This window comes from Candidatus Allofournierella merdipullorum (genome assembly GCF_048426865.1).
GTDB lineage: Bacteria > Bacillota > Clostridia > Oscillospirales > Ruminococcaceae > Allofournierella_A > Allofournierella_A merdipullorum.
Genome location: NZ_DBFNWJ010000038.1, coordinates 1 through 25,352, shown reverse-complemented (window position 1 = coordinate 25,352; position 25,352 = coordinate 1). Strand labels below are relative to the sequence as shown.

Annotated in this window: 24 protein-coding genes; 7 read left to right on the top strand and 17 right to left on the bottom strand. The window is 64.0% G+C overall.

Annotation, left to right across the window (positions count from 1 at the left end; all coding sequences use genetic code 11):
* Positions 1 to 29 precede the first annotated feature (29 nt).
* Both ACMNAY_RS06730 and ACMNAY_RS06725 read right to left on the bottom strand, forming a co-directional pair.
* Positions 30 to 533, bottom strand: coding sequence for a DUF2812 domain-containing protein (locus ACMNAY_RS06730; RefSeq protein WP_418718875.1), 504 nt, complete (start codon positions 531 to 533; stop codon positions 30 to 32).
* Positions 530 to 850 (bottom strand): PadR family transcriptional regulator, encoded by a 321-nt coding sequence (locus ACMNAY_RS06725; RefSeq protein WP_394976916.1) that lies wholly within the window; start codon positions 848 to 850, stop codon positions 530 to 532. The genes ACMNAY_RS06730 and ACMNAY_RS06725 overlap by 4 nt, the downstream gene beginning before the upstream one ends.
* 318 nt (positions 851 to 1,168) lie before the next feature.
* Here ACMNAY_RS06725 and ACMNAY_RS06720 point away from each other — a divergent pair, with 318 nt between their 5' ends.
* On the top strand, positions 1,169 to 1,594 hold the full coding sequence (locus ACMNAY_RS06720) for an Hsp20/alpha crystallin family protein (protein WP_418718874.1): 426 nt from the start codon (positions 1,169 to 1,171) through the stop codon (positions 1,592 to 1,594).
* Positions 1,595 to 1,801: 207 nt separating this feature from the next.
* Positions 1,802 to 2,470, top strand: coding sequence for a helix-turn-helix domain-containing protein (locus ACMNAY_RS06715; protein WP_418718873.1), 669 nt, complete (start codon positions 1,802 to 1,804; stop codon positions 2,468 to 2,470).
* Positions 2,471 to 2,513: 43 nt separating this feature from the next.
* On the opposite strand, the gene ACMNAY_RS06710 is transcribed toward ACMNAY_RS06715, so the two are convergent.
* The 4 genes from ACMNAY_RS06710 to polA form a co-directional block, all read right to left on the bottom strand.
* The gene (locus tag ACMNAY_RS06710; RefSeq protein ID WP_418718872.1) at positions 2,514 to 3,848 is read right to left on the bottom strand and encodes a replication-associated recombination protein A; all 1,335 of its coding nucleotides are present in this window, start codon (positions 3,846 to 3,848) and stop codon (positions 2,514 to 2,516) included.
* A 235-nt stretch (positions 3,849 to 4,083) separates the two neighbouring features.
* Positions 4,084 to 5,100, bottom strand: coding sequence for a tRNA (adenosine(37)-N6)-threonylcarbamoyltransferase complex transferase subunit TsaD (gene tsaD / locus ACMNAY_RS06705; RefSeq protein WP_418718871.1), 1,017 nt, complete (start codon positions 5,098 to 5,100; stop codon positions 4,084 to 4,086).
* 37 nt (positions 5,101 to 5,137) lie between these two features.
* The gene (rimI, locus tag ACMNAY_RS06700; RefSeq protein WP_418718870.1) at positions 5,138 to 5,575 is read right to left on the bottom strand and encodes a ribosomal protein S18-alanine N-acetyltransferase; all 438 of its coding nucleotides are present in this window, start codon (positions 5,573 to 5,575) and stop codon (positions 5,138 to 5,140) included.
* Position 5,576: 1 nt separating this feature from the next.
* Complete coding sequence (polA, locus tag ACMNAY_RS06695) at positions 5,577 to 8,093, bottom strand: DNA polymerase I (RefSeq protein ID WP_418718869.1); 2,517 nt, start codon at positions 8,091 to 8,093, stop codon at positions 5,577 to 5,579.
* 105 nt (positions 8,094 to 8,198) lie between these two features.
* On the opposite strand from polA, the gene dusB reads away from it, so the two are divergent.
* Complete coding sequence (gene dusB, locus ACMNAY_RS06690) at positions 8,199 to 9,173, top strand: tRNA dihydrouridine synthase DusB (protein ID WP_418718868.1); 975 nt, start codon at positions 8,199 to 8,201, stop codon at positions 9,171 to 9,173.
* 3 nt (positions 9,174 to 9,176) lie between these two features.
* Here the strand turns inward: dusB and yfbR are convergent, their stop codons facing one another.
* Positions 9,177 to 9,776, bottom strand: coding sequence for a 5'-deoxynucleotidase (yfbR, locus tag ACMNAY_RS06685; protein WP_418718867.1), 600 nt, complete (start codon positions 9,774 to 9,776; stop codon positions 9,177 to 9,179).
* A gap of 123 nt (positions 9,777 to 9,899) precedes the next feature.
* Here yfbR and ACMNAY_RS06680 point away from each other — a divergent pair, with 123 nt between their 5' ends.
* Complete coding sequence (locus tag ACMNAY_RS06680; protein WP_418718866.1) at positions 9,900 to 12,266, top strand: YfhO family protein; 2,367 nt, start codon at positions 9,900 to 9,902, stop codon at positions 12,264 to 12,266.
* Positions 12,267 to 14,408, top strand: coding sequence for a Tex family protein (locus ACMNAY_RS06675; RefSeq protein WP_418718865.1), 2,142 nt, complete (start codon positions 12,267 to 12,269; stop codon positions 14,406 to 14,408).
* 73 nt (positions 14,409 to 14,481) lie between these two features.
* On the opposite strand, the gene catA is transcribed toward ACMNAY_RS06675, so the two are convergent.
* Genes catA through ACMNAY_RS06660 form a run of 3 tightly spaced genes read right to left on the bottom strand, consistent with a single transcriptional unit; the run spans position 14,482 to position 17,427 of the window.
* Positions 14,482 to 15,102, bottom strand: coding sequence for a type A chloramphenicol O-acetyltransferase (catA, locus tag ACMNAY_RS06670; RefSeq protein ID WP_418718864.1), 621 nt, complete (start codon positions 15,100 to 15,102; stop codon positions 14,482 to 14,484).
* A 25-nt stretch (positions 15,103 to 15,127) separates the two neighbouring features.
* Positions 15,128 to 16,135: an aspartate--ammonia ligase gene (gene asnA / locus ACMNAY_RS06665; protein ID WP_394975427.1), complete on the bottom strand. Its 1,008-nt coding sequence runs from the start codon at positions 16,133 to 16,135 to the stop codon at positions 15,128 to 15,130.
* Positions 16,136 to 16,149: 14 nt separating this feature from the next.
* Positions 16,150 to 17,427, bottom strand: coding sequence for an HlyC/CorC family transporter (locus tag ACMNAY_RS06660; RefSeq protein WP_394975429.1), 1,278 nt, complete (start codon positions 17,425 to 17,427; stop codon positions 16,150 to 16,152).
* A 377-nt stretch (positions 17,428 to 17,804) separates the two neighbouring features.
* On the opposite strand from ACMNAY_RS06660, the gene ACMNAY_RS06655 reads away from it, so the two are divergent.
* Positions 17,805 to 18,026, top strand: coding sequence for an HPr family phosphocarrier protein (locus ACMNAY_RS06655; RefSeq protein ID WP_394967006.1), 222 nt, complete (start codon positions 17,805 to 17,807; stop codon positions 18,024 to 18,026).
* A 60-nt stretch (positions 18,027 to 18,086) separates the two neighbouring features.
* Here ACMNAY_RS06655 and ACMNAY_RS06650 read toward each other — a convergent pair whose 3' ends face one another.
* The 7 genes from ACMNAY_RS06650 to ACMNAY_RS06620 form a co-directional block, all read right to left on the bottom strand.
* A complete protein-coding gene (locus ACMNAY_RS06650) occupies positions 18,087 to 18,989 on the bottom strand; it encodes a hypothetical protein (RefSeq protein WP_418718863.1) in 903 nt (300 codons plus the stop codon).
* Positions 18,990 to 19,028: 39 nt separating this feature from the next.
* Entirely contained in the window at positions 19,029 to 19,661 is a 633-nt protein-coding gene (gene upp / locus ACMNAY_RS06645; RefSeq protein ID WP_418718862.1) for a uracil phosphoribosyltransferase, read from the bottom strand.
* Between the two features lie 86 nt (positions 19,662 to 19,747).
* A complete protein-coding gene (gene rpiB / locus ACMNAY_RS06640) occupies positions 19,748 to 20,197 on the bottom strand; it encodes a ribose 5-phosphate isomerase B (protein ID WP_418718861.1) in 450 nt (149 codons plus the stop codon).
* Positions 20,198 to 20,230: 33 nt separating this feature from the next.
* Complete coding sequence (tsaB, locus tag ACMNAY_RS06635) at positions 20,231 to 20,932, bottom strand: tRNA (adenosine(37)-N6)-threonylcarbamoyltransferase complex dimerization subunit type 1 TsaB (protein WP_394975435.1); 702 nt, start codon at positions 20,930 to 20,932, stop codon at positions 20,231 to 20,233.
* Positions 20,929 to 21,354, bottom strand: a complete 426-nt coding sequence (gene tsaE / locus ACMNAY_RS06630) for a tRNA (adenosine(37)-N6)-threonylcarbamoyltransferase complex ATPase subunit type 1 TsaE (protein ID WP_394975437.1) — start codon at positions 21,352 to 21,354, stop codon at positions 20,929 to 20,931. The genes tsaB and tsaE overlap by 4 nt, the downstream gene beginning before the upstream one ends.
* Positions 21,355 to 21,437: 83 nt before the next feature.
* Positions 21,438 to 22,565, bottom strand: a complete 1,128-nt coding sequence (locus ACMNAY_RS06625) for an alginate O-acetyltransferase AlgX-related protein (RefSeq protein WP_418718860.1) — start codon at positions 22,563 to 22,565, stop codon at positions 21,438 to 21,440.
* 15 nt (positions 22,566 to 22,580) lie between these two features.
* Positions 22,581 to 23,987 (bottom strand): MBOAT family O-acyltransferase, encoded by a 1,407-nt coding sequence (locus tag ACMNAY_RS06620; RefSeq protein WP_418718859.1) that lies wholly within the window; start codon positions 23,985 to 23,987, stop codon positions 22,581 to 22,583.
* Between the two features lie 170 nt (positions 23,988 to 24,157).
* On the opposite strand from ACMNAY_RS06620, the gene ACMNAY_RS06615 reads away from it, so the two are divergent.
* Positions 24,158 to 25,342, top strand: coding sequence for an FtsW/RodA/SpoVE family cell cycle protein (locus tag ACMNAY_RS06615; protein WP_418718858.1), 1,185 nt, complete (start codon positions 24,158 to 24,160; stop codon positions 25,340 to 25,342).
* Positions 25,343 to 25,352: the final 10 nt, after the last annotated feature.

Below are 25,352 nucleotides of genomic sequence, written 5' to 3'. Positions count from 1 at the left end.
GAAGTTTCCCGCGGGGGCCGCTTTGAGTTTTATTCCTGCATCTTCCGCTTTTGGGCCAGCTTGTGACGCCGCCGCGCCAGGGGCAGCGCCCCCAAACAGATGAGCGCGCCTAGCCCCAGATTGAGCAGGGTGTGGGGGAACCCGCCCGCAAGGTCGGTCAGGCCAAAAAACAGGTTTACGCCGCCAATCACATAACACACGGTGAGCACCCGGTCCATGTGGCGGAGGATGGAATCCGTGTCGCTGAACAGTTCAAAGGGCGTGCCGTCGTTCTCCCGCCGAAGATAGACCCAGCTGAACAGTTTGCCCACTACCTGGATGCCTGTGTCTTCCAGAAAGGCAATGTAGTCCGGGTCGTTCTTTTGCAGCATTTCCAGCTGGTACTGCCAGCGGCCCGGCTCGCCCTGCTCGAATTCATAGCTGCACCAGCCCACCCGCTTCAGTTGCCAGCCCTGGCGGCTCATCTCGTTCAGCCAGGCGGCCTCCTTTTCCCAGTCCCACAAAAGAAATGCCTTGTGCACCACCTTGTTCATGCCTGCCCCTCCTTTGTCACGGCCCGGCCGTTTTTCACCAGTTCCTCCAGCCGGGCAAGTTCCGCCTCCACCGCCGCCTTGCCTGCGGCGGTGATGCGGTATTCCTTTTTGCGGCTGCCGGCCTCCACCGGCAGCGCCTCGATCCAGCCTTTTTCCAGCAGAGCGTTCAGCGCGCCATACAGCGTGCCCGCCGCCAGCCGCACCCGCCCGCCGGAAAATTCCTGGGCCTTTTGCATGATGCCGTAGCCGTGAAGCGGCTGATACAAAGAAAGAAGAATGTAGTAAAACGCCTCGGTCAAGGCGAAACTCTCCGCCATGGGCCGCACCTCCTGCTATATAAGCTCACGTTATATCGGATTACGATATAACTATATCAGCACCCGATATAATTGTCAAGAGGGGGGTGAATCTGGGTTTTTGGCACTCGAATATACAGAGTGCTAAAATTAACAATTTGTTCACAAAAAGAACAAATAAAATGCGAAAAGAAGGGGTATAGTAATAATCGTCAGAAGGGAAGAGGACCGGTAGCAAAACCCCGGGGCCCGAAGCCCCCTGCAAAGCGGCGCAGCGCCCGCGCAAACACAGCGCCGCCAAGAACAAATCTCTTCGTGCGCGGAGAATAGGAGTTTATTATGTTTGGCATGATTCCGTTCACCCGTGAGGAAAATAGTCTGTGGAACTATCTGGACAACATGGAAAAGAGCCTGTTCACCGGCTTTGGCGACATGAGCCAGTTCCGGTGCGACATTCAGGACAAAGGCGACCACTACCTGCTGGAGGCGGAGCTGCCCGGCTTCCAGAAAGAGGACATCAGCCTTGACCTGAACGGTGACACCATGGTCATCACCGCCCGTCACAACAGCGAGAGGGAAGAGAAGGGCGAGGGCAACTACCTGCGCCGTGAGCGCAAGTACGGCTCCTACAGCCGCAGCTTCAATGTCAGCGGCATCAACACCGAGGGCATCAAAGCTGCTTACACCAACGGTATTTTGGAGATCACGCTGCCCAAGCAGGCCGAGGTTGCTCCCGCGGCCCGCACCATCCAGATCGAGGGCTGATGTTCCACAACACCCCATGGCAAGCAAGGGGCGCCCGGCCGAATTGGCCGGGCGCCCCTTTTTGTTGTTTACGAATTGCAAATAACAAAATAATTCGTCGGTTTGTATATTTCTTGGCTTAAAAAATCCGCTTTTCACCCGGTAAACGAAGCGTCGGTTGACCGGCGGGCCCGGTATCCGCTACGATAGACGCGGGAGGCGAAGAAGATGGACGCAAAAACATTGGGAGATTTCATCGCCGGGCGGCGCAGGGAGCTGGGGCTGACCCAGGCTCAGCTGGCCGCGCGGCTGCATCTCACCGACAAGGCGGTGAGCCGCTGGGAGCGGGGCGTGGGCCTGCCAGACCTGGCAACCCTGGAACCGCTGGCGGCGGCGCTGGAGGTGAGCCTCGCCGAGCTGATGACCGCCCGCCGCCAGCCGCAGCCCCTGCCGGAAGCGGAGGAGGCGGCGGCCCAGACGCTGGCACTGGCACGCCAGAGCCGTAGCGCCGGGCAAAGGGCGCTGTGGTGGACGTGTGCCGCCTGTCTGGGGCTTTTTGGTGCGGTGGCGGTGCTCCTGGTGTGGGTGCTGGCGGTGAGCGGCCCGGTCGTGGCCGCCTCGGTGGCGAGCCTGCTGCTGGGGCTGGGGGCCTGGAGCGTGCCTCTGGTGCAGCTGGCCCGGCGGCGGTGTACCCCGGCGGGCTGCATTTTCAGTCTGGGGTTGGCTCTGGCAGCCCTTTCGGTGCAGTTTACCGACATCCTCACCCAGGTGCGGGAAGGAGATTGGTCCGCCTTGATGGACACCATGGATACGCTGCTGGCAGTGGTGGTGTTCTTCTGCGCCGTCACCCTGGCGCTGAACCTGCTGGCGGCGGTGCTGGGCCGTTACCGAAAATAAGAAGAGTCGCGCGGGCGTTTCAAACACCGCGCGGCTTTTTTGTTTATCCCTTTTCCCGGCGGCGTTTCAGCTTCGCCTTGCGGGCCATCACCCGGGCCAGATTCTCCGCGGCCCGGGCCTCGCTGCCCTGGTCGGTGGGCAGGTAGTAGCGGCGGCCGGCCAGATTTTCCGGCAGGCATTCCAGATCCGCCACCTTCTCTTCGGTGTCGTGGGCGTAGACGTAGCCCTTGCCGTAGTCCAGCTCTTTCATCAACCGGGTGGACGCGTTGCGGATGGCCAGAGGCACCGGCTCGTCCAGCACTTTCTCCGCGTCCGCCTTGGCCATCTCGTAGGCCTTGTATACCGCATTGGAGCGGGGCGCCAGCGAGAGATAGATGACCGCTTGAGCCAGATTCACGCTGCATTCCGGCATGCCGTTGAAGTGGCAGGCCTGGTAGGCCGCCACCGCGATCTCCAGCGCCCGGCTGTCTGCCAGGCCGATGTCCTCGCTGGCAAAGCGGATGAGCCGCCGCGCCACATAGAGGGGGTCCTCGCCCGCCTCCAGCATCCGGGCCAGCCAGTAGACCGCCGCGTCCGGGTCGGAGTTGCGCATGGATTTGTGCAGCGCGCTGATGAGGTTGTAGTGTTCCTCGCCTTTTTTGTCGTAGAGCAGGCTCTTCTTGCTGGTGCACTGTTCCAGCAGCGGCCGGTCCACCACCAGTTTTCCGTCCTGTTCCTCGGCGTTCAGCACCGCCATTTCCAGGGTGTTCAGTGCGGTGCGGGCATCGCCGTTGGCAAAATTGGCGATGAGCTCCAATGCCTCCGGCTCCATTTCGATGGTCTTGCCGCCAAAACCCCGGGGGTCGGTGAGGGCACGGCGCAAAAGCCCCGTCAAATCTTCGGGGGTGAGGGCCTTTAACACGAATACCTTGCACCGGCTCAAAAGCGCCGCGTTTATCTCAAAGCTGGGGTTCTCGGTGGTGGCCCCGATGAGCACGATGCTCCCCTTTTCCACAAAGGGGAGGAAAGCGTCCTGCTGGGCCTTGTTGAAGCGGTGAATCTCGTCCACAAACAGGATGGTGCGCTGGCCCAGCCGCAGGCGGGCTTCCGCGTCCTGCATCACGGCCTTTATCTCCTTCACGCCGCTGGTCACTGCGCTGAAGTTCACAAACTCCGCCTGGGTGCGCCGGGCGATGATCTGGGCCAGGGTAGTCTTGCCCACGCCCGGCGGGCCCCAGAAGATCATACTGTTCACCCGGTCGCTCTCGATGAGCCGACGCAGCACCTTGCCCTCGCCCAGCAAATGCTGCTGCCCGGCGAACTCGTCCAGGTCCCGCGGGCGCATCCGGCTGGCCAGCGGCCGGTCCTGCGGGCGGTCGAACAGGGTGGTCTGTTCCACTTCGCACTCCTCCTTTCTGCGCAATGGAAAAGCAGCCCGGCTTTAGGCCGGGGTGCCTTAAGAAAACAGCGCCGGGAAAAGGGCGCTTTTGCGGCATCGCAGCGTCAAAGTGCCTTGACAACCACCAAGGGTGCCTGCGGCACTTTTCCTTGCGCTACCATCAAAATCGCCCATTTCCTGGTGCTGCGCAGTTCTGCCCAAGGCAGAACCGCAGTTTTCTTGTGCCACCTCGGCTTCAGGCCGGGCCGTTGTAGTCGATGGGAAGGGTGGCCAGACCGTTCAGGTCAAGGCTCGCCACGTTGCCCGCGCTGAGTTCATAGAATCCCTGTGCGGCTACCATGGCCCCGTTGTCGCCGCAGAACTGCATCTCGGGCAGATAGAGCTTCGCCCCCAGTTTCTGTGCCCCCTCGTTCACAAGGCAGCGCAGCAGGCTGTTGGCCGCAACGCCCCCCGCCAGGGCAATGGCGGAAGCGCCGGTATCCTGCGCCGCCGCCAGCAGTTTTTCCGCCAGAATTTCGTCGATGCGCCGCTCGAAGCTGGCGGCCATGTCCGCCACGTTCAACGCCTCGCCCTTCATTTCCGCCTGGTTCACCGCGTTCAGCACCGCCGTTTTCAGGCCGGAAAAACTCACGTTGTAAGGCCCGTCCACATGGGGCACCGGCAGTTTGTAGGCTTTGGGGTCGCCGTTTCGGGCCGCCTTACTGATGGCCGGCCCGCCGGGATAGCCAAGGCCCAGCGTGCGGGCCACCTTGTCGAAGGCTTCGCCCGCCGCGTCGTCCACCGTGCGGCCCAGCACATGATAATGGGTGTAATCCAGCACCTGCACGATGTGGCTGTGGCCGCCGCTGGCCACAAGGCAGAGGAAAGGCGGCTTCAGATCCGGGTGGGTGAGATAGAGGGCCGCGATGTGCCCCCGCAGATGATGCACCGGCACAAGGGACTTCTGGGCCGCATAGGCCAGCCCCTTGGCGAAGTTCACCCCCACCAGCACCGCGCCGATAAGCCCCGGCGCAAAGGAGACGGCGATGCCGTCCAGGTCCGCGGGGGAAAGCTTTGCCTCGTCCAGCGCGGCCTGCACCGTGGCGCTGATGTACTCGATGTGGCGGCGGCTGGCAATTTCCGGCACAACGCCGCCGTAGAGCGCCTGCTCCGCCACGCTGGTGGCCACCACGTTGCTAACGAGTTTTCGTCCGTCCTCCACCACCGCGGCGGCGGTCTCGTCGCAGGTGCTCTCGATTCCTAAAATATACATATCGTATAAAACTCCAATCGATATACAAAAATCGACCTTACAGGGTCAGTGTCATCACCACCGCGTCGTCGGGCGGGTCGCGGTAAAAGCCCCGGCGCACCCCGGCGGAGGCAAAGCCCAGCCGCCGGTAGAGGGCGAGGGCGGGGGTGTTGGCCGCCCGCACCTCCAGAAAGCACTGGTCGGCGCCCTCGGTTTTGAGGGCCGCGAGGGCCCCGGTCAGCAGCGCCGCGCCCACGCCTTTGTGGCGGGCGGCGGGGTCCACGTTGAGGGCGTAGAGGCTGGCCTCACCCGCCGCCAGCTGGAACACGGCGAAGCCCAGAACGCCCCCTTCGCCCTCGGCCACGAACAACCGGGCGGCGGGGCTTTCCAGTTCGCTCAAAAGCTGGCCTTCACCCCAGGGTTCGGGCGCGGCGGCAGCGATGACGGCACAGCGGGAAGTGTCGGCAGCGGCCATGGGGCGCACGGAAAGTTCCATATCAGTGGGCCTCCAGCCAGGTGTCGCCGCTGCTCACGTCGGCGGTGAGGGGAACGGTGAAGTTCACCGCGCCCTCCATCTCTTCCTTTAAAATCTGACTTACCAGCTTTACTTCGTCCTTGGGGGCCTCCACGATGAGCTCGTCGTGCACCTGCAAAATCAGCCGGGCGGCAAGGCCCTCTTCCCGCAGGCGACGCCACACCCGCACCATCGCCAGCTTGATGACGTCGGCGGCGGTGCCCTGGATGGGGGTGTTCATGGCCATCCGCTCGCCCAGTGAGCGCAGGTTGAAGTTTTTGCTGGCCAGCTCCGGCAAAGCCCGCCGGCGACCGAAGAGGGTGGTCACATAGCCCTTCTCCCGCCCGGCGGCGATGGTGGAATCCATGTACTCCTTCACGCCGGGGAAGGTGGCCAGGTAGTTCTTGATGAAATCGTCCGCTTCCTTCACGGTCACGCCGATGTCCCGCGCCAGGCTGAAGGCTCCAATGCCATAGACGATGCCGAAGTTCACCGCCTTGGCGGAAGAACGCAGCTGAGGGGTGACCATCTCCGGCGCCAGGCCGTAGATTTTCGCGGCGGTGCTGCGGTGGATGTCCTGCCCGGTGAGGAAGGCGTTTTTCATCGTCTCGTCGCCGGAGATGTGGGCCAGGATGCGCAGTTCGATCTGGCTGTAGTCCGCGTCCACCAGCTTGCAGCCTGTGCCGGCGATGAAGAACTGGCGCAGGCGGCTGCCCAGCTTTGTGCGGATGGGGATGTTCTGCAGGTTCGGCTCGCTGGAGGAAAGCCGCCCGGTGCGGGCCTCGGTCTGATTGAAGGTGGAGTGCATCCGGCCGTCCGGCCCGATGACCTTCAAAAGCCCCTCCACATAGGTGCTGTTCAGCTTCTGGTAGGTGCGGTATTGCAGAATGTCCTCCACCACCGGGCTGTAGCTTCGCAGGCTCTCCAGGGTCTCGGCGTCGGTGGAGTAGCCGCTCTTGGTCTTTTTGCGGGGCGGCAGGCCCATCTTTTCAAACAGAGCCTGGGCCAGCTGCTTGGGGCTGTTCAGGTTAAAGGTGTAGCCCACCGCCTCGTAGATGGCGGCCAGGGTCTTGTCCAGCTCCGCTTTCAGCAGGGTGCCGAAGGCTTCCAGACCCTCCTTGTCCACCGGCATGCCGATGCGCTCCATGTCCGCCAGCACCCGGGCCAGAGGCAGTTCGATGTCCTGCAGCAGGCTCGTCATGCCCTGTTCTTCCACCTTTGCGGCCAGCGCGTCGTAAAGACCTTCCAGCGCACCGGCGGCGGGCAGCGCCGGGCAGGCGAATGCGGGGGCCGGGGCGTATTCCGCCTCCAGCTGCTCCGCCTGGTAATCGCTGGCCGCGGGGTTCAAAAGGTAGGCCGCCAGCTTTGCGTCAAAGCGGATGGCCTTTCCCTCGCCGCCGGCTGCCAGCGCAATGTGATAAAGGGGCTTTGCGTCGAACACCCAAAGCTCCGCTTCACTTTCCAGCAGAGCGGGCAGGGCCTCGTCCTCCACCGTCCAGACATTCGCGCCCTGCACGGCGAACCAGCCGGCCTCGGCCTTCGCCATGCACAGCCGGCCGGAAAGGGCGGCGGGCAGGGGAGCGGGCGAAACTTCCGGCAGATCGGCCGCGGCGGCAGGGGCGGCGGCAACCTGATCCAGGCCCAGCCGGTCGGCCATGGAGTGCATCTCCAGTTCCGCCAGCAGGGCGGCGGCTGCAGCCGGGTCGCCGGCGGTGCGCTTGTAGGCGCCCGCCTCGGTGGGGATGGGCGCGGCGCAGCAGATCTCCGCCAGTTCCCGGCTCATCCGGGCGCTGGCCTCGTTCGCCGAAAGCTTTGTCCGCACGCCGGGTTTGATGGCCTTGTCGTCGATGTGCTCGTACACCCCGTCCAGGCTGGCAAAGCGCTGGATGAGGTCCAGAGCGGTCTTTTCGCCCACGCCGGGCACACCGGGGATGTTATCGGAAGTGTCGCCCATCAGGCTCTTCACCTCGATGAGCTGTTTGGGCTTCACGCCGTATTTTTCTTCCACGGCGGCCTCGTCCATCACCACCGTCTCGCTGCGGCCCATCCGGGTGGCGGCCAGCAGCACCGTCACATGCTCGTTCACCAGCTGCAGGCTGTCCCGGTCTCCGGTGGCGATGAGGCAGTCGTCGCCCCGGGCCGCCGCGGCGGCGGAAAGGGTGCCCAGCAAATCGTCCGCTTCGTAGCCCTCCAGGCTGACCATGGCAAAGCCCAGGTCCGCCAGCAGCTCTTTCAGCACCGGCATCTGGGCCGCCAGCTCCTCGGGCATGCCGTGGCGGGTGGCCTTGTAGCCGTCGAACATCTTGTGGCGGAAGGTGGGGGCTTTCAGGTCAAAAGCCACCGCCACCTCGTCGGGGCTGTGCTCCTTCAAAAGGTTCAAAAGGATGTTCAGAAATCCGTATATGGCGTTGGTGTAGCGCCCATCTTTCGTGGTGAGCAGCTTGATGCCGTAAAAGGCACGGTTGGCAATGCTGTTGCCGTCCAGAACCAGCAGTTTCATGCAAGAAAGCCCTCCTGAAAATCGCTCGGTGTTGCCCTATAAGTATACCACAAACGCCCGGTTTGTGGTACAATAGTAGCCAAGTTTGCACAAGCGAGGTACTCTATGCAGTTTGGCAGTTTGCCCATCGGCTCCGGGGCGGCATTGGCCCCCATGGCCGGATTTACCGACACCGCCTGCCGGGCCATGGCCGCCCGCCACGGCGCAGCCTATACCATCAGCGAGATGGTCAGCGCCAAGGCTCTGACCTTCGGGGATAAAAAAAGCGCCCGGCTCATCGCGGGCGGCGGAGGCGAGGCACCCTACGGGGTGCAGCTGTTCGGCGCGGAGCCCGAGACCATGGGCCAGGCCGCCGGGCTTATCCAGAAATACGAGTTTGACTTCATCGACATCAACATGGGCTGCCCCGCGCCCAAGATCACCTCTTCCGGCGCGGGCAGCCGCCTGATGCTGGACCCGGACCTCTGCGGCCGCATCACCGAAGCGGTGGTGAAACACAGCGGCGGCCACCCGGTGACGGTGAAGATGCGCGCCGGCTGGGACTCCGAGCACGTCACCGCTGTGGCGGCGGCGAAGGCCTGCGAGGCGGCGGGGGCGGCGGCCATCGCCGTCCACGGCCGCACCCGGGAGCAGATGTACACCCCCGGCACGGTGGACTGGAACGTCATTGCGGCGGTGAAGGCGGCGGTGAAGGTGCCTGTCATCAGCAACGGCGACATCACCAGCGCCGCCGACGCCCTGGCCATGATGAAGGCCACCGGCTGCGACGGGGTGATGGTGGGCCGGGCGGCCCTGGGTGACCCATGGCTCTTTGGCGAGATAAAAGCCGCCCTGGCGGGGGAGGAACTTCCCGCACGCCCGGGCCTTTCCGACCGCATGGCGGCCATGCGCCGGCAGATTTACGAGATGTGCGAGGAAAAGGGCGAGTGGGCGGCCATGCCCCAGGCCCGCAGCCAGGCCCTTTATTATATGAAGGGCCTGAAAGGGGCGGCGGCTCTGCGCCGGGCCTGCTGCGAGCTGCAGCACTTCCCCGATGTGGACCACCTCATCGACAAGGTCTACGCCGCGGGCAATCTGTAAAAATCAGTCCGTCGCGGCGCGGGTGAGTTCGTCCAGATTCTGGGCGTAGCAGGGCAGCATGTGCTCAAGGAAATAGTCCGCCTCCGGGCAGTGCATGGCGGTGATGGCCGCTTTCTGCTGGGCCAGCGCCGAGGCGAATTCCCGGTTGCCCGCCTGCACCTCCTCGGTGCACTTGATGAGGGCGGAAAGACGGTCCGCCGCCTTGAGGATGCGCTTTTCCGCGTCAGAAAGGCAGCGCCCGGTGAGGTAGCCGGTCATCTCCGCCCGCAGCGCCGGGGGCAGCAGATCCGCCATCTGGCGGGCGCTCTCTTCTTCCAGCGCCTTGTAGGCCGAGCGCAGCCGCTCGTTTTTGTACTTCACCGGGGTGGGCATGTCGCCGGTCATGATCTCCGGCGCGTCGTGGTAAAGCGCCGCCACCGCCACCGTCTCCGGGCGCACCGGGGTGCCGGTGACCTCTTTGGCGATGAGGCAGAGGGTGTGGGCCAGAATTGCCGTCTCGGCAGTGTGCTCGCTGAGGGTCTCCGGCCGCGCGGAGTGCATCAGGCTCCAGCGGCAGATGTATTTCATCCGGCTCACCAGCGCGTTGAACGGGTAGGTCTTCATCGAAAAACTCCTCCTTGAAGGCAGTTTCTGCCACAAACTCATCACAAACACAGTGTAGTATCATCATAGCACATTTTGCCCTTTGCGGGGCGGGATTTTTCAGAACGGAAGGGAAGGAACGGCATGCAGCCCCTCACAAAACCCCAGAACAAATACTGGCTCACCTTCGGCCTGTGCGCCTTGGCGGCAGCGCTGATGTTTTTGCCTTTTTACGTTGTGGATGGCGGCATCTTCCTCTACGCCGGCGATTTCAACAGCCAGCAGATCCCCTTCTATTACTACGCAAATGAATTTCTAAAGTCCGGCGGCGGCACCTTCAGCTGGGCCACCGATCTCGGCAGCGATTTCTGGAACAGCTATTCCTTTTATCTCGCGGGCAGCCCCTTCTTCTGGTTCACCCTGCTCTTCCCGGCGGCGTGGCAGCCCTTTCTGATGGCTCCCATGCTGGTGCTCAAGTTCGCGGTGGCGGGCGGCGACGCTTACCTCTGGACCCGCCGCTGGGTGAAAGACCCGAACCTCGCCGTGCTGGCGGGTTGTCTTTATGCCTTTTCCGGCTTCACCGTCTACAACGTGTTCTTCAATCACTTTGTGGACGTGGTGGCGCTGTTTCCCTATCTGCTCTGGACGCTGGACGAAGCGGTGCTCCAAAAACGCCGGGGCCCCTTTGCGGTGATGGTGGCGCTGAACCTGCTCAACAACTACTTCTTCTTCGCCGGGCAGGTGGTTTTCCTCATCCTCTATTTCGTCTGCATGACCGCCTCGGGCGTTTACCGCTGGAACGGCAAGACCTTCGGCGCGCTGGCGGCGGAGAGCATCCTAGGCTGCGGCATGGGCTGCGTGCTGGCCTGGCCGGCCCTTTTGAGCCTTGCCGAAAACCCCCGCACGGTGGATCCCTTCAGCGGCTTTGGCTACGTCTTCTACTCCAAGGCCCAGCAGTACGGAGCCATTCTGTACAGCCTTTTCTTCCCGCCGGATTGCCCCTACATGCCGGTGATTTTTGACGAAGGGGTCATCAAGTGGACCAGTATGTCCGCCTACCTGCCTCTGATGGGCATGGTGGGGGTCATTGCTTACCTGCGCTGCACCCAGAAGACCGCCTTCCGGCGCATCCTGTTCACGAGCCTCGTGATGGCGCTGGTGCCCGCCCTCAACTCCGCGTTTTACGCCATGAATTCCAGCTATTACGCCCGCTGGTGGTATATGCCCATTCTGGTGATGTGCGCGGCCAGCGTGCAGGCGCTGGAGGACGAGCGCATCGACCTGAAAAAGGGCGTGCGGCCCACCGTGGCGGTGCTGCTGGCCTTCTGCGTGTTCACCTTCCTGCCGGTGGAAGAGGACGGCGAGTGGAGCTTTGGCGTCATCGACTACCCTGAAAAATTCTGGCTCAACCTGGGCCTTGCCCTTCTGGGCGTGGCGGTGTTCTGGCTGCTGTGGGTGCAGTACCGCCGCCGCCCGCTGCTGGCAAGACGGCTCACCGCCGGTGTGCTGGCCTTCGGCTGCCTCTACGGCATCACCCACATTTCCATCGGCAAATTCGCCCAGTGGTCGAACGACGCCGACTGGCGCACCCAGCAGTATGAAGACGCCCGCGCTCTGGCGGAAAAGATGCCGGAGGGCGCTTACCGCATCGACGATTATGAATGCTACGACAACGTGGGCCTGTGGATGGGCAAGAGCTGCCTGCAGTTCTTCAACTCCACCGTGGCTCCCTCCATCATGGAGTTCTATCCCCAGTTCGGCGTCAAGCGGGACGTGCGCAGCGAGCCGGGCGTGGAGGACTACGCCCTGCGGGGCCTTTTGGCGGTAAAATACACCGTGACCCCGGTGGCCGACGCCGCCGATTTTGAGGAAAAGGCCGGGAACGACTGGGTCTATTGGGGCGCGGAGGGCAGCCTCGCGGTCTACGAGAACCAGTACGCCCTGCCCATGGCCTACGGCTACGAGTACTACGTCACCGAAGATCAGTTCGAGGGCGTGCCGGAAAACCAGCGGGCGAACCTGCTGCTGCGGACCATGGTGCTCACTGAGGAGCAAATTTCCGCCTGGGGCGACGTGCTCCAGCCTCTGCCGGAGGATCTGCTCACCGGCTTCTCCAAAGAGGCTTACCACCAGGACGTGGTGGACCGTCAGATCCAGGGCGCGGCCCAGGTCAGCCTGGACAGCCGGGGCCTCTCCGCCCGCTTCAACCTGCAAAAGGAGACAGTGGCGCTGCTGGCCGTGCCCTGGGACCCGGGCTTCACCGTCACGGTGAACGGCGAGGAGACCCCGGTGGAAAAGGTGGACGGCGGCCTGTGCGCCGTGCGCATCCCCGCCGGCGCGGTGGACCTGCGCCTGGACCACTTTACGAAGGGCCTGCCCCAGAGCCTCGCCGCCGCCGGTGTGAGCGTGGTGCTTTTCGCCGGGTATCTCGTCTGGCACCGCCGCCGGCGTGCGAAGCGCGCCTGGGGCCGGGCCGCTGCCGAAAAAACCATCTATCGCAAGGAGAATTGAATGGATTACGCAAAACGACTGGCGGCGGAGCTTTCCGCCCCGGAAAATCACGTGGCCGCCGCCATCGCCCTCATCGACGAGGGCAACACCATCCCCTTCATCGCCCGCTACCGCAAGGAGGCCACCGGCGCCATGGACGACCAGCTGCTGCGCACCCTGGCCGACCGGCTGGAGTACCTGCGGGGCCTGGACAAACGCAAGGAGGAAGTGCGCGGTGCCATCGAGGCCCAGGGCGCACTCACCGAGGAACTTTCCGCCAAGCTGGAAAGCGCCGCCACCCTGGCGGAGGTGGAAGACCTCTACCGCCCCTACAAACCCAAGCGCAAGACCCGCGCCAGCGTGGCCCGGGCCCGGGGCCTGGAGCCGCTGGCCGAGGCCCTGCTGGCCCAGGATGGGAAGCTGGACGTTGTCGCCGCCGCCGAAGGATACATCAATGAGGAAGTGCCCGACGCCGAAGCCGCCCTGGCCGGCGCGCGGGACATCATTGCCGAGCAGGTGAGCGACGACGCGGCCCTGCGCGCGGAACTGCGCCGCTTCTACGGGGCCTTCGGCCTGGTGAAGAGCGAGGCCGCCAAGGAGGAGGACAGCGTCTACGCCCAGTACTATGACTTCTCCCAGCCGGTGAGCAAGATCGCCGGCCACCGGGTGCTGGCTCTGGACCGGGGCGAGCGGGAGGAGTTCCTGAAGGTATCGGTGGAGGTGGACGCCGAGCGGGCCGCCGCCCTCTGCTGCAAGATGTTCGTCAAGGGCCGCAGCGCCGCCGCCGAACAGGTGGAGGAAGCCGTGCGGGATGCCTACAGCCGCCTCATCCACCCCAGCCTTGAACGGGAGGTGCGCGCCGCCCTCACCGAGCAGGCGGCGGAAGGGGCCATCAAGGTCTTTGGCGACAACCTGCGCCAGCTGCTGCTGGCCCCGCCCATCAAGGGCAAGGTGGCCATGGGCCTTGACCCCGGCTACCGCATGGGCTGCAAGGTGGCGGTGGTGGACCCCACCGGCAAGGTGCTGGACACCGCCGTGGTCTACCCGGTGCCTCAGTTCAAGCGGGTGGAGCAGGCCAAGAGCACCATCAAGGCCCTCATCAAAAAGCACGGGGTGCAGATCATTGCCATCGGCAACGGCACCGCCGGCAAGGAGACGGAAATTTTCGCCGCCGACGTCATCCGTGAGATCGGCGGCGGCGTGCAGTACATGGTGGTCAGCGAGGCGGGGGCCAGCGTCTACTCCGCCAGCGAGTTGGGCGCGAAGGAGTTCCCCCAGTTTGACGTGAACCTGCGCAGCGCGGTGTCCATCGCCCGCCGCCTGCAGGACCCCCTGGCGGAGCTGGTGAAGATCGACCCCAAGGCCGTGGGCGTGGGCCAGTACCAGCACGATATGCCCGCCAAGCGCCTGGCCGCCGCGCTGGACGGCGTGGTGGAAGGCTGCGTGAACACCGTGGGCGTGGACCTGAACACCGCCAGCGCGCCGCTGCTGAGCCGGGTGGCAGGCCTCACCGCCGCCACCGCCAAAAACGTGGTGGCCTGGCGGGAGGAGAACGGCGCCTTTGCCAGCCGTGCCCAGCTGAAAAAGGTGAAGGGCCTGGGGCCCAAGGCCTTTGAGCAGTGCGCGGGCTTTCTGCGGGTGCCTGGGGCCAAGGAGCCGCTGGACGCCACCGCCGTGCATCCCGAAAGCTACGCCGCGGCGAAGGCTGTTCTGAAACTGTGCGATTTCACCGAAAAGGACATCGGCACCGAGGCCATTGCGGCGCTGCCCGCCCGGGCCAAGGCCATCGGCTTTGAGCGCCTTTGCGCCGAGACCGGCGCGGGCAGGGAGACCCTCGAGGACATCATCGCCGAACTCTTGCGCCCCGGCCGGGACATGCGCGACGAGCTGCCCCCGCCGCTGCTGCGCACCGATGTGATGGGCATGGAGGACTTAAAGCCCGGCATGGAGCTCACCGGCACTGTGCGCAACGTCATTGATTTCGGCGCCTTTGTGGACATCGGCGTGCATCAGGACGGCCTTGTGCACATCAGCCAGCTCAGCGACAAGTTCATCCGTCACCCCGGCGAGGCGGTGAAGGTGGGCCAGGTGGTCAAGGTGAAGGTGCTGGACGTGGATCTGAAGAAGAAGCGCATCAGCCTCACCATGAAGGACCTTGGCTGAGGAGCGCTTAAAAGTAAAACAACATCAAAAAGGGACCGCCTGCCGGCGGTCCCTTTTTCTGCCCCGGCGGCGCTCAGCCGTCGAGGGCGCTTTGCAATTCGTTGATGAAGCGGCAGACGTGAAATCCGTCGCACACCGCGTGGTTCACCTGCACTGCCAGCGGCAACAGCACCCGCCCGTCCTGCTCAAAAAAACGGCCCATGGTGAAGATGGGCAGCAGATAGTCGTAGCCGTGCCGCAGGTTGAGGTTGAAGCCCTCAAAGGTGGTCCAGGGGATCATGGAGACGGGGAAGGTGTTTTCGGGCACGCCGGGCTTCGCGTTCATGGCCTTGTTTGCGCCGAACTGCTCCATGTCCTGCCGGCAGGCCCGGCAGAAGGCCTCGTAGTCCGGCGTGTACTCGGTCCACAGGTTGGAAAAGGTTTCGCTGTCCTCATGAAAGACCGTGTAACAGGGATGCATTTCGCTGAAAACGCCGGGCACTCCGTCGGGGCCCAGAGCGGTGCGGAACTCCTCGTGCCGGTTCACGGCGGCGGCCAGGTGGTAGAGCATGGTGGGATAGAGCTTCCGGCCCCGCCGGCGGAGGGCGGTGATGTCCAGCCGGGTGGTCATGCTATAGGTGCAGCCCAGGGCGGAATAGTGCTCATAGTGCTCCCGCCGGGGCCAGTTTTCCAGGTCGATGGGGGTGAAATCCATGGGGGTTGCCTCTCTTTCGGCGCGTTCAGAGCAGGGGGATGCCCGCCTTTTCGCACAGTGCGCGGGTGGCGGCGTCCCAAAGGCTCACCTGCACCTCGCCCACATGCACTTTTTCCAGAAGCAGCATGCAAAGCCGGCTCTGGCCGATGCCGCCGCCGATGGTCAGGGGCAGCTCGCCCGCCAGAAGCATCTTGTGGAAGGCCAGGTCCCGCCGCTCGTCGCAGCCTGCAAGGGTCAGCTGGCGGTCCAGCGCCGCGGCGTCCACACGGATGCCCATGCTGCTGATCTCCACCGCACACTGCAGCGGCTCGTGCCAGAACAGAAGATCGCCGTTCAGGGTCCAGTCGTCGTAGTCCGGGGCGCGGCCGTCGTGGGGCCTGCCGCTCTTCAGATTTCCGCCGATCTGCTCGATGAAGATGGTGCCGTGCTCTCTGGCAAAGGCGTTCTCCCGCTCCTTGGGGGAGAGGGAGGGCCAGCGGTCCTCCAGCTCCTGGCTGGTGACGAAGGCCACGTCCCGCCGCAGGCTGCCGGTGAGCTGGGGGAACTGCCACTTCAGCTCGTCCAGCGTGGCGCTGATGGCGTAAACGATGTTCTGCACGGTGGCATGCAGATACTCCCGGTTGCGCTGGCCGGCCTCGATGACCTTCTCCCAGTCCCACTGGTCCACATACACCGAGTGGAGATTGTCCAGTTCCTCGTCCCGGCGGATGGCGTTCATGTCGGTCAAAAGGCCGTTGCCCGGCCGAAAACCGTACTGATGCAGCGCCAGCCGTTTCCACTTGGCAAGGCTGTGCACCACCTGGGCGCAGGTGCCGGTGGCGGGAATGTCAAAGCTCACCGGGCGCTCCACGCCGTTCAGATCGTCGTTCAGGCCCAGGGCCGGGTCCACGAACAGGGGCGCCGTGACCCGCTTGAGGTGCAGCGCAGCGCACAGCTTCACCTCAAAGGTCTGCTTGATCATGCCGATGGCCTTCTGGGTGTCGTAAAGACCCAGACAGGGGACATAGTGTTCGGGAAGGGAAAAACCGCTCATGACAGACACCTCGCTTATTCCTGCTCCTTCTCCGGGGGCATCAGCCGCACCAGCAGCGAGAGGATGCGTTTGTCCTCCACCTGCTCCACGGTGACGTGCAGGTTCTCAAAATCAAAACTTTCGCCGGGAGCGGGGATGTGCTCCAGACACTCCAGAGCCCAGCCCGCCGCGCTGGAAAAGTCGCTGTCGAAGTTTTTGGTGGAAACGCCCAGCTCCTCGAACACGTCGTAGATGTTGGCCTCGCCCGCCACACGGAACAGGTGCTCTTCCAGCTGCTGCACCGGCAGGGCTTCCACCTCGTCGGTCTCGTCGAAGATCTCGCCCACCAGCTCTTCCAGCACGTCCTCCAGCGTCACAAGGCCCAGCGTGCCGCCGTAGTCGTCGGTAACGATGGCCATGTGCTGCTGTTCCCGGCGGAACTCCGCCAGCAGGTCGTTGATGCGCTTGGTGCGGTAGACGAAGGGCAGCTGACGGCACAGCGCCCGCACATCGATGCCGGTGCCCCGGGCCATGCACTCGAACAGGTCCCGGGTGTGCAGCATACCGATGATGTGATCGATGTCGCCCTCATAGACGGGGATGCGGGTGAAGGAGTTCTCCAGCACCGTGTTCACGATGGCGTCCACGCTGTCGTTCACGTCCACGGCCACCATGTCCACACGGGGCACCAGGATCTCCTGCACGGTGATGTCGTCGAATTCGATGACCGACTGAATGATCTCGGTCTCCTGGCTGTCCAGCACGCCTTCCTCTTCCACCGTGTCGATGATGGTCTTCAGCTCGTCCTCGGTCACGCTGGGCTGCAGCTCCAGCCCGGCGGCGTGGCGGCCGGTGAGCAGCTGTTTGAGCTTGACGAAGAACCACACGATGGGCGAAAACAAGGTGCGCAGAAACGCGATGACGCCTGCCACCTGCATGGCAAAGGACTCGGGATCGTCCTTGGCAAAGCTCTTGGGCAGGATCTCGCCGAAGATCAGCACCAGCAGCGTCATGCCGAAGGTGGCAATGGCGGGGCCGCTGGTGGGGCCCCACAGGGCGGTGGCGACCACGGTGGCCAGCGAGGCGCTGGCCATGTTCACGATGTTGTTGCCGATCAGGATGGTGGAGATGGTCTTGTCGAAATCCTCCGCCACCTTCAGGGCTGTTTTTGCCCGCTTGTTGCCGTCCTCCGCCTTGCTGCGCATGCGGATCTTGTTGAAGGAAGAGATGGCCGTCTCACTGGCGGAAAAAAATGCCGAGCAGGCCACCAAAAGGACCAGTGCAAAGTAAATACTGGGGCCAGGGGTATCCAAAAATCATCAAACCTTTCAAAATAGATTACGCAGAGGCTAAAACACCTCACAATATATATAGCAGAAATCCCACTTCATTGCAACAAAAAAACACCCCCCGCCCCGGCGAAGGCCCTGCCGGCGGGCAAGAGAGGGAACGAAAATGGATAATTGTTGTGTTCAGCCGGCACAAAGAAAGAACATTGCGGCAAATCTGACAAAAAAATCCCCTGGAAAAAGGGCGTTTCGTTCAGCAGGGAGAAATAATGGCCAAAAATGTACAAATGGATTTTTTTGTGCTATAATAACCCCAACCGGTGCCGCAGGGAAAGGCGGAGAACCGGCGGCCAGGGGCAAAAACGCCCGGGCGGCAATCTTGGAGGAAAGAGGGACGAAGGATGAACAAACCTGTTAAGGTCACCTGCTTCAAACAGGTGCACAACATCGTGACTGCTGCGGCGCAGTGCCGGCAGGAGATCAGCGTGCAGGACCTGAAGGGCGCTGTGGCGGACGCCAAGAGCATTCTGGGCCTCATGAATCTGGATTTCTCTCAGCCTGTGGAGATCTTCGGCGAGGATCCCACCGAGGTGGAGCACGTCTACAACGCCGTGCGTCATTGATCGCAGCAAAAAAACAGCGCCCGGCTGTGCCTTGTGTGCACAGCCGGGCGTTGTTTTTTGTCATTGCGGGTCCGACGGACCGTTTGCGCCGCGCTTTTTCGCCGCGGCGGCCTGCAGCTGAGCCAGCTTTTCCTGCTGGCGTGCGTCCTCCGCCTCCAGACGGCGGGCGCGTTCGGCCTGCTTTTCGCGGGCGGCCTGCTGCAGCTGGCGCAGTTTTTCCTCCTGGGCCCTCTGCTGCTGTTCGGCCCGCTGGGCGGCGGTGAGCCGCTGGCCTCTGGCAGGCGCCGGGGCCTTGGGGGCGGGAGCTTCCTGCTCTGCGGCAGGGGCCTCCTGCACCGGGGCGGGAGCCGGGGCTTCCGGCTGCGGCGCGGGGGCCGGTTCCTGCGTTTCCTGTGCAGGCGCTTCCGGTGCGGGCGGGGGAGCGGCTTTCTTCCCTCTCGGAGCCTTTTTCTCCTCCGTCCCTTCTGCCGGCTTTTCCTCCGCGGCCTTTTCGCGCCGCGGGGGCTTATCCGCTTTTTCGGCGGGCTTTTTACGGGCGGCTGCGGGCTTTTTCCGGGGCGCGGGCTTCGGCTTTTCCTCTGCCTTGGGAGCGGGCTCCGGCTCGGCGGGGGCCGGTTCGGGCTGTTCCGCCGGCTGCGCCGGAGCGGGTTCAGCCTCGGGAGCCTCCGCTTCCGCAAAGGACGTGTCGGCGGCTTCCTCCTCCGCCTCGCTCAGCGCGGCGGCGTCCACCAGGTTTTCCACGGCGTCCTCGGCAAGCCCGGCCTTCTTTTGCGGCCCCAGCGTCTCCTTCACCTCGCCGACAAAAGCGCCCCAGATGCAGGCAAGAAGAACGATGATGCACCAGAAGGTGATGGTGTTGACCCAGGCGTCAAAAAAGGAATGGTTCAGCAGGACCACCAGCGCGATGACCGCGCCGACGGTCACCACCAGGGTCATGAACAGGCTTTTGAACAGGTGCCGCAAGGGCCAGCACCTCCTTTCGGGAATGGTCAAAGGGGAGATTTACTTGGTGCCGAAGATGCGGTCGCCGGCGTCGCCCAGGCCGGGCACGATGTAACCGTTCTCGTTCAGCTTCTCGTCCAGCGCGGCCACGTAGATGTCCACGTCGGGGTGCTGCTCGTGCACCTTGGCCAGGCCTTCGGGGGCGGCGATGATGGCCAGGAACTTGATGCTGCGGGCGCCGCGCTTCTTGATCTGGGTGATGGCGTCGCAGGCGCTGCCGCCGGTGGCCAGCATGGGATCCAGCAGCAGAACGTCACGCTCGGCGATGTCGCTGGGCAGCTTGCAGTAGTACTCCACAGGCTCCAGGGTCTCTTCGTTGCGGTACATGCCGATGTGGCCCACCTTGGCGGCGGGCAGCAGGCTCAGCATGCCGTCCACCATGCCCAGGCCGGCGCGCAGGATGGGCACCAGGGCCAGCTTTCGGCCTGCCAGCACATGGCTCTTGGCAACAGCGATGGGGGTCTCGATCTCCACTTCCTTGGTGGGCAGATCGCGGGTGGCTTCGTAGCAAAGCAGCATGGCGATCTCGCCTACCAGCTCCTTGAATTCCTTTGTTCCGGTGCCCTTGTCCCGCAGAAGGGAGACTTTGTGCTGTACCAGGGGATGATCCAAAATCATGGGTGCTTTGCTCATACTGACCGCTCCTTACTCGATGTGATTGTTTGTGTGTATCGTCAAAACGCGGGGTGTGCCCCCGCGTCCTGCAGCAAAAAATACTGTCAGCCGCGCTGCTCCAGATCGGTGATCTTGTCGATCCGGCGCTGATGGCGGCCGCCCTCAAAGGGGGTGTTCAGGAAAAGATCCACCAGATAGATGGCGAGGCCTGCGCCCACCACGCGCCCGCCCATGCACAGGGCGTTGGCGTCGTTGTGGCGGCGGGTGTACTCGGCGCTGAAGGCGTCGGAGCAGCAGCAGGCACGGATGCCGTGGATCTTGTTGGCGCTCATGGAGATGCCCACGCCGGTGCCGCAGAACAGCAGCGCCTTGTCGCACTCGCCGGCCACCACCGCGCGGCAGGCGGGCTTGGCCATGTCGGGATAGTCGCAGGACGCGCCGTCAAAGCTGCCGAAGTCCTTATAGGCAACGCCGATCTCGTCCAGATGGGCGCGCACGGCTTCTTTCAGTTCAAAGCCGCCGTGGTCGGCGGCGAGGGCGATGGGTTTAGACATCTGAAAACATCCTCCAATGGTCGTCGTTTTTGTTTACGGGCGCAGGGACTGGCCCCGTTCGGCCCGTTCCCGTTCGGCCTGGCTCAGCCGCAGATAGCTGGGCGCCAGGGCGGCGGCGCTCACCGCTTCGCCCCGGTCGTTCATCGCCCGGGCGGCAAGGCACACGCCCGCGCCCCGGCACAGACCCAAAGCGGGCGGGCAGGGCAGGACCCCTTCCGTCTGGCCGTATACATTATAGCACAGCGCGGCTCCGTCACCAACAAAAAAGAGTGGCTTTTTGCAATTTTCCACAAATTGTGCCAGGTCCTTCACCGGCGCGGCGGAGTCGGGCACAAGGCGGGCGCGGCTGGCCAGGTCGAAGGCCGCCCAGTACACCTCGCCCCGGCGGGCGTCCAGCGCCGCCAGAACGGTGCCCTGCCCGGCGGGGCAGCTGTAAGCCAGTGCTTCCGGGGTGGAAACGGCGGCGCAGGGCGCGCCGTGCACCAGCGCCAGCCCCTTCACCGTGGCAAGGCCGATGCGCAGGCCGGTGAAGCTGCCCGGCCCGGCGCACACGCCCCAGAGGTCCACGTCGGCGGGGGAGAGCCCGGTGGCTTTGAACGCCCCGTCCACCAGGCCCATCAGCGTCTCGCTGTGGGTGTGGCCGGCACAGAGAAAGCTCTCGAAAAGCAGCTCCTCGCCCCGCATGAGCGCCACCGCCGCGGTGCGGCCGGCGCTGTCCAGTCCGAAGGTGATCACAGCTCCACCCCCTCGATGGTGATGACCCGCTCGTCGCCGCCGGCGTGGCGGATGTCCACCGTCACGGGCCGCTCCAGCGCCAGCAGGTCGGCAAAATTCTCGCTCCACTCGGCGGCCACCACCGCACCCTCGTCCAGGTAATCGTAGAGACCGGCGGTCTCCAGATCCTCCCGGCTGCTGATGCGGTAGAGGTCAAAGTGGGCCAGGGGGCGGGGCCCCCGGTAGTAATTCACGATGGCAAAGGTGGGGCTGCTCACCGGGTCGGTGCAGCCGAGGCCCTCGGCCAGCCCTTCGGTGAAAGCCGTCTTGCCCGCGCCCAGCCCGCCGGTGAAACAGACAAGGGTGCCCGGCGCAAGACGCTGCGCTAATCTCTTGCCCAGCGCCACTGTTTCGGCGCGGCTGCGGGTGATGAATTCGGCCATGGGCCGCCCCTCCTTTCCCGGGAATTCGTCAAAGTCCGCCGCTTATTATACTCCCGCGGGGGCAAAAGTGCAACCGTGGCGGCTCAGCTTACACTTTCGGCCCACTGGCGCATCGTTTCCAGCCGGCCGAGCAGGTTGTCGGAGAAGCGCTCCGCCACCTCCAGCACCACCACGTCCGGCACTTCGGGCTGCCATTCCAGCAGCGTTTCCACCTGCATCTGGTTGCCGTGGAGCACCGTGGTGTCCGCAAAGCCCTGGGCCAGCCAGGGGGCCAGCGCCTCGCCGAAGCTGTCCCGCGCAAGGAGCAGGCTGCCCTCGCCCTCGCCGGCGTAGCGGGCGATCTCGCCCCCCGCCTCCCACAGGGTGCACTGGGCGGGCACGGCATCCAGCGCCCAGTACACGTCGTCGGTGCACCAGGCCCAGCTGCCGCACATGTTGGCAAGGTCGGTGAGGGGGGCTTTTTCCGGGTCGGCGGACATCTCCGGCCAGGCCGCCGCAAAGGGCCTGTCCAGCGCTTCCAGCGTCAGCTGCGCCGCCAGCCAGGCGCCCGCCTCGTTCCAGTGGGTGTCGTATTTGTAATAGACCTGCCGCTCCAGCGCGGCGTCCTCCAGTTCCTCCAGCGGGAAGAGCACCGGCACGCCCGTTTCGCCCAGCGCCCCGGCCAGCGCGCCTACCCGGGTGGGCCGGCTCACCACCGGCACGCTGTCGGGCATATAGCGGCTGTAGACCCCCTCCTTCGCGGGGGCGAAAAGCACCAGAAGCCGGCTGCCCTTGGCGGCGAGGACGTCGTTCAGCGCTGTCAGCGCCTGGGCCATGGCGGCGGTCTCCTCGGCGGAGTAGGCGGTGAGGCCCTGGTAGTCGGAAAGGCTCTTGGAGTCGGACACGTCCTTCAGGAACAGCCAGCCCTCCTTGCCCAGCAGCACGTTGGTGGAGTCCAGCGTGCCCACCAGCCGGTCGGCCCCGGATTTCAGCGTCAGGAACTGGTTGCGGAAGGGGGCGTGGTCCCCCAGCCACTCCTCAAAGGCCGCGGGCCAGGCCCGCACGCCGGTGGCGGCGGTGGGAAAAGCGGCCAGGGTGCGGTTCTCGTAGTTGGTGGTGTCGCACATCCCCCGCACCAGCGGCCACAGAAGGCAGGGCCCCGCCAGCAGGGCGGCGAACCCGGCGATGAGCGCCCGGGGGCAGCCCCGGCGTTCACGGTCATGATGAGACATTCGGTTCGCCTCCTTTTAAAAGCGGAAATAGATGAAGGGGTTGTAGGTGCCGCTCACCAGCAGCACCAGGCAGGCAAAGCCCAGCGCCAGCAGCAGGGCGGTCTGGGCGCGGCCCGCGGGCTGCCGGTCATAAAGAGCAGCCTTGAAGCGGGGCCACAGCGCCTGCGCCGGGCCGCAGAGCAACAGTCCCGCAGCCAGCAGCACCAGCGTGCGCCCGTCGATGAAGCGGCTCACCGGCCAGGCGGCAAAGCCCGCCGCCGGGATCACCATGGCCTTCAGCCACAAAAGGCCCGCCCGCAGGCCCGGCGCCCGGAAAATTACCCAGCCAAAGAGAACGCACAGCAGGGTGTAGGCCCGGGCCAGAGGCCGGGGCGCTTTTTCCAGTGGCTTTTTGAGCACCGTGCGCTCCAGCACCTGCAAAAGGGCGTACCAGGCGCCCCAGGCCACAAACTGCCAGTTGGCGCCGTGCCACAGGCCGGTGGCCAGGAACACCACGCAGACGTTGAACAGAGTGCGCAGCTGCCCCTTGCGGTTGCCGCCCAGGGGGATGTAGAGGTACTCCTTGAACCAGGTGGAGAGGGTCATGTGCCAGCGCCGCCAGAACTCGCCGATGCTGGCCGAGAGGTACGGATAGTTGAAGTTTTCGGGGAAGGTGAAGCCGAACATGGCCCCAAGACCGATGGCCATGTCGGAATAGCCGGAGAAGTCATAGTAAATCTGCAGCCCGTAATAGAGCGCGCCCAGCCAGGCCAGGGCCGTGCCCACCTGGTCGGGAGCGAGGGCGAACACCTCATCCGCCTTGGCGGCGAAGCAGTTGGCCAAAATCACCTTTTTGGAAAGGCCGTAGAGGAAACGCTTCACCCCGAAGGCAAAGCCCTCGGCGGTCACCGTTCGGCAACGCAGCTGGGCCTCAACGTCGGTATAGCGCACGATGGGCCCCGCCACCAGCTGGGGGAAAAAGCTGATGTAGAGCGCCAGCAAAAACCAGCTCTTCTGCGGCTCGATCTTCTTGCGGTAGAGGTCGATGACATAGCTCATGGCCTGGAAGGTGTAGAAGCTGATGCCCAGAGGCAGGGCGATCTCCCGCATGGGCAGCAGCTGCCGGCCGAACAGCCCGGCCAGCGTGTCGGCGGCGAAACCGTAGTACTTGTAGTAGCCCAGCAGGCCCAGGTTCGCCGCGGCCACCAGCGCCATCACCACCGCCCGGGGGCGGCCCTCCAGCGGAGCCAGCGCCAGCCCGCCCAGATAGTTCAGGGTGATGGAGCCCAGCATCAGGAAGATGTATACCGGTTCGCCCCAGGCATAGAAGAAAAGGCTTGCCGCCAGCAGCAGGGCATTTTTGCCCCGGCCGGGCAGAAAGCGGTAAAGCACCAGCACCACCGGCAGAAAGATCCATAAAAATACAAGGCTTGAAAACAGCATTGGCGGCCCATCCTCGTGTTTTTTCTCGCGCGGGGGTCAAACCGCCGCACACTTGCGCTTATTATACCATATTTACTCATGCGCTGCAAAAAGCGGGCGGGGAAAATGATTGCAACCACCCGCCCGGTGGGATATAATAAAACAACGACCTGACGTGAAAGGAGGTGCGGATGGTGTTCAAGGTCATCCGACAATATCTCAAAGTCGCCGACCGGGCCTACATTGCCACCTGCGTGTTTTGCTCGGTGCTCAGCGTCATCACCCTCATCAGTCTGGGGCAGGCGGCGGGGGGCTTTGCCCGGGACGCTTTCGACGGTTCCATCACCGGTCTTGGCAGCTACCGCAACGCCTTTGTGCAGGGGGTGGCCAGCCTTTTGGGCCTGGTGTGCGCCATCGTGCTCTCCTGCATCGACTACCGCAGCCTCGCCCGCATCTGGCCGGTGCACGTTGTGGGCACCTGGACGCTGGTGCTGCTCACCCTCACGCGGCTGAAGATCGGCCCGCTGCATCTCGGCTGGCACCCGGAAGGCACCGACAACTACAGCTGGATCCGCCTCGGGCCTTTGAGCCTGCAGCCCACGGAGCTTGCCAAGATCAGCTTCATCCTCACCTTTGCCATGCATCTGGACAATGTGCGCGAGCACATCAACGAGCCCAAAACGCTGGCGAAGCTGCTGGCCCACATCCTGGCCACCGTGGCGGTGGTGCACATCCAGGGCGATGACGGCACCGCCATCGTTTTCGGCACAATCGGCTGCATGATGCTCTTTGCCGCCGGCCTCTCCTGGAAGTACATCCTCTCGGCCGTCGCCCTGGGGGTGACGGGTCTGTCCCTCATCATCGGCTTTTTCCCCGATGTGCTCAAGGGTTATCAGGTGGACCGCATCATGGCCCTGATCTATCCCGACCAGTACCCGGACATTGCCCGCCAGCAGCTGGGCGGCATGACGGCCATCGGCTCGGGGCAAATTTTTGGCCGGGGCTTTTTCACCGACGACCACTACTCGGTCATCAACGCCCAGGACGACTTCATGTTCAGCTATCTGGCCGAGTGCATCGGCTTTGTGGGCTGCGCCGTGGTGCTGGGAGCGCTGTTCTTCATCGCCATCCGCACCCTCACCACCGGCCTGCGCAGCGAGGACCACATCGGCACTTATATCTGCACCGGTGTGTTCGCGGCCATCGCCTGGCAGATCATCATCAATCTGGGCATGAATCTGTCGCTGCTGCCGGTGATCGGTGTCACCCTGCCTTTCTTCTCGGCGGGCGGCACCAGTGCGCTGATGATGTATCTCAGCGTGGGGCTGGTAATGAGCGTCTATATGCACAACAAGCAGAAACTGTTCAGCGACTGACGTCCCCAAA

Coding starts and splice junctions, on each gene's coding strand:
- tsaE (WP_394975437.1), bottom strand. CDS start 21,354: ATGGCCGAATTCATCACCCGCAGCCGCGCCGAAACAGTGGCGCTGGGC.
- ACMNAY_RS06725 (WP_394976916.1), bottom strand. CDS start 850: ATGGCGGAGAGTTTCGCCTTGACCGAGGCGTTTTACTACATTCTTCTT.
- ACMNAY_RS06620 (WP_418718859.1), bottom strand. CDS start 23,987: ATGCTGTTTTCAAGCCTTGTATTTTTATGGATCTTTCTGCCGGTGGTG.
- rpiB (WP_418718861.1), bottom strand. CDS start 20,197: ATGTCTAAACCCATCGCCCTCGCCGCCGACCACGGCGGCTTTGAACTG.
- ACMNAY_RS06730 (WP_418718875.1), bottom strand. CDS start 533: ATGAACAAGGTGGTGCACAAGGCATTTCTTTTGTGGGACTGGGAAAAG.
- tsaD (WP_418718871.1), bottom strand. CDS start 5,100: ATGTATATTTTAGGAATCGAGAGCACCTGCGACGAGACCGCCGCCGCG.
- dusB (WP_418718868.1), top strand. CDS start 8,199: ATGCAGTTTGGCAGTTTGCCCATCGGCTCCGGGGCGGCATTGGCCCCC.
- ACMNAY_RS06655 (WP_394967006.1), top strand. CDS start 17,805: ATGAACAAACCTGTTAAGGTCACCTGCTTCAAACAGGTGCACAACATC.
- catA (WP_418718864.1), bottom strand. CDS start 15,102: ATGGATTTCACCCCCATCGACCTGGAAAACTGGCCCCGGCGGGAGCAC.
- ACMNAY_RS06625 (WP_418718860.1), bottom strand. CDS start 22,565: ATGTCTCATCATGACCGTGAACGCCGGGGCTGCCCCCGGGCGCTCATC.
- asnA (WP_394975427.1), bottom strand. CDS start 16,135: ATGAGCGGTTTTTCCCTTCCCGAACACTATGTCCCCTGTCTGGGTCTT.
- yfbR (WP_418718867.1), bottom strand. CDS start 9,776: ATGAAGACCTACCCGTTCAACGCGCTGGTGAGCCGGATGAAATACATC.
- ACMNAY_RS06675 (WP_418718865.1), top strand. CDS start 12,267: ATGGATTACGCAAAACGACTGGCGGCGGAGCTTTCCGCCCCGGAAAAT.
- polA (WP_418718869.1), bottom strand. CDS start 8,093: ATGAAACTGCTGGTTCTGGACGGCAACAGCATTGCCAACCGTGCCTTT.
- ACMNAY_RS06680 (WP_418718866.1), top strand. CDS start 9,900: ATGCAGCCCCTCACAAAACCCCAGAACAAATACTGGCTCACCTTCGGC.
- upp (WP_418718862.1), bottom strand. CDS start 19,661: ATGAGCAAAGCACCCATGATTTTGGATCATCCCCTGGTACAGCACAAA.
- ACMNAY_RS06720 (WP_418718874.1), top strand. CDS start 1,169: ATGTTTGGCATGATTCCGTTCACCCGTGAGGAAAATAGTCTGTGGAAC.
- rimI (WP_418718870.1), bottom strand. CDS start 5,575: ATGGAACTTTCCGTGCGCCCCATGGCCGCTGCCGACACTTCCCGCTGT.
- ACMNAY_RS06615 (WP_418718858.1), top strand. CDS start 24,158: ATGGTGTTCAAGGTCATCCGACAATATCTCAAAGTCGCCGACCGGGCC.
- ACMNAY_RS06715 (WP_418718873.1), top strand. CDS start 1,802: ATGGACGCAAAAACATTGGGAGATTTCATCGCCGGGCGGCGCAGGGAG.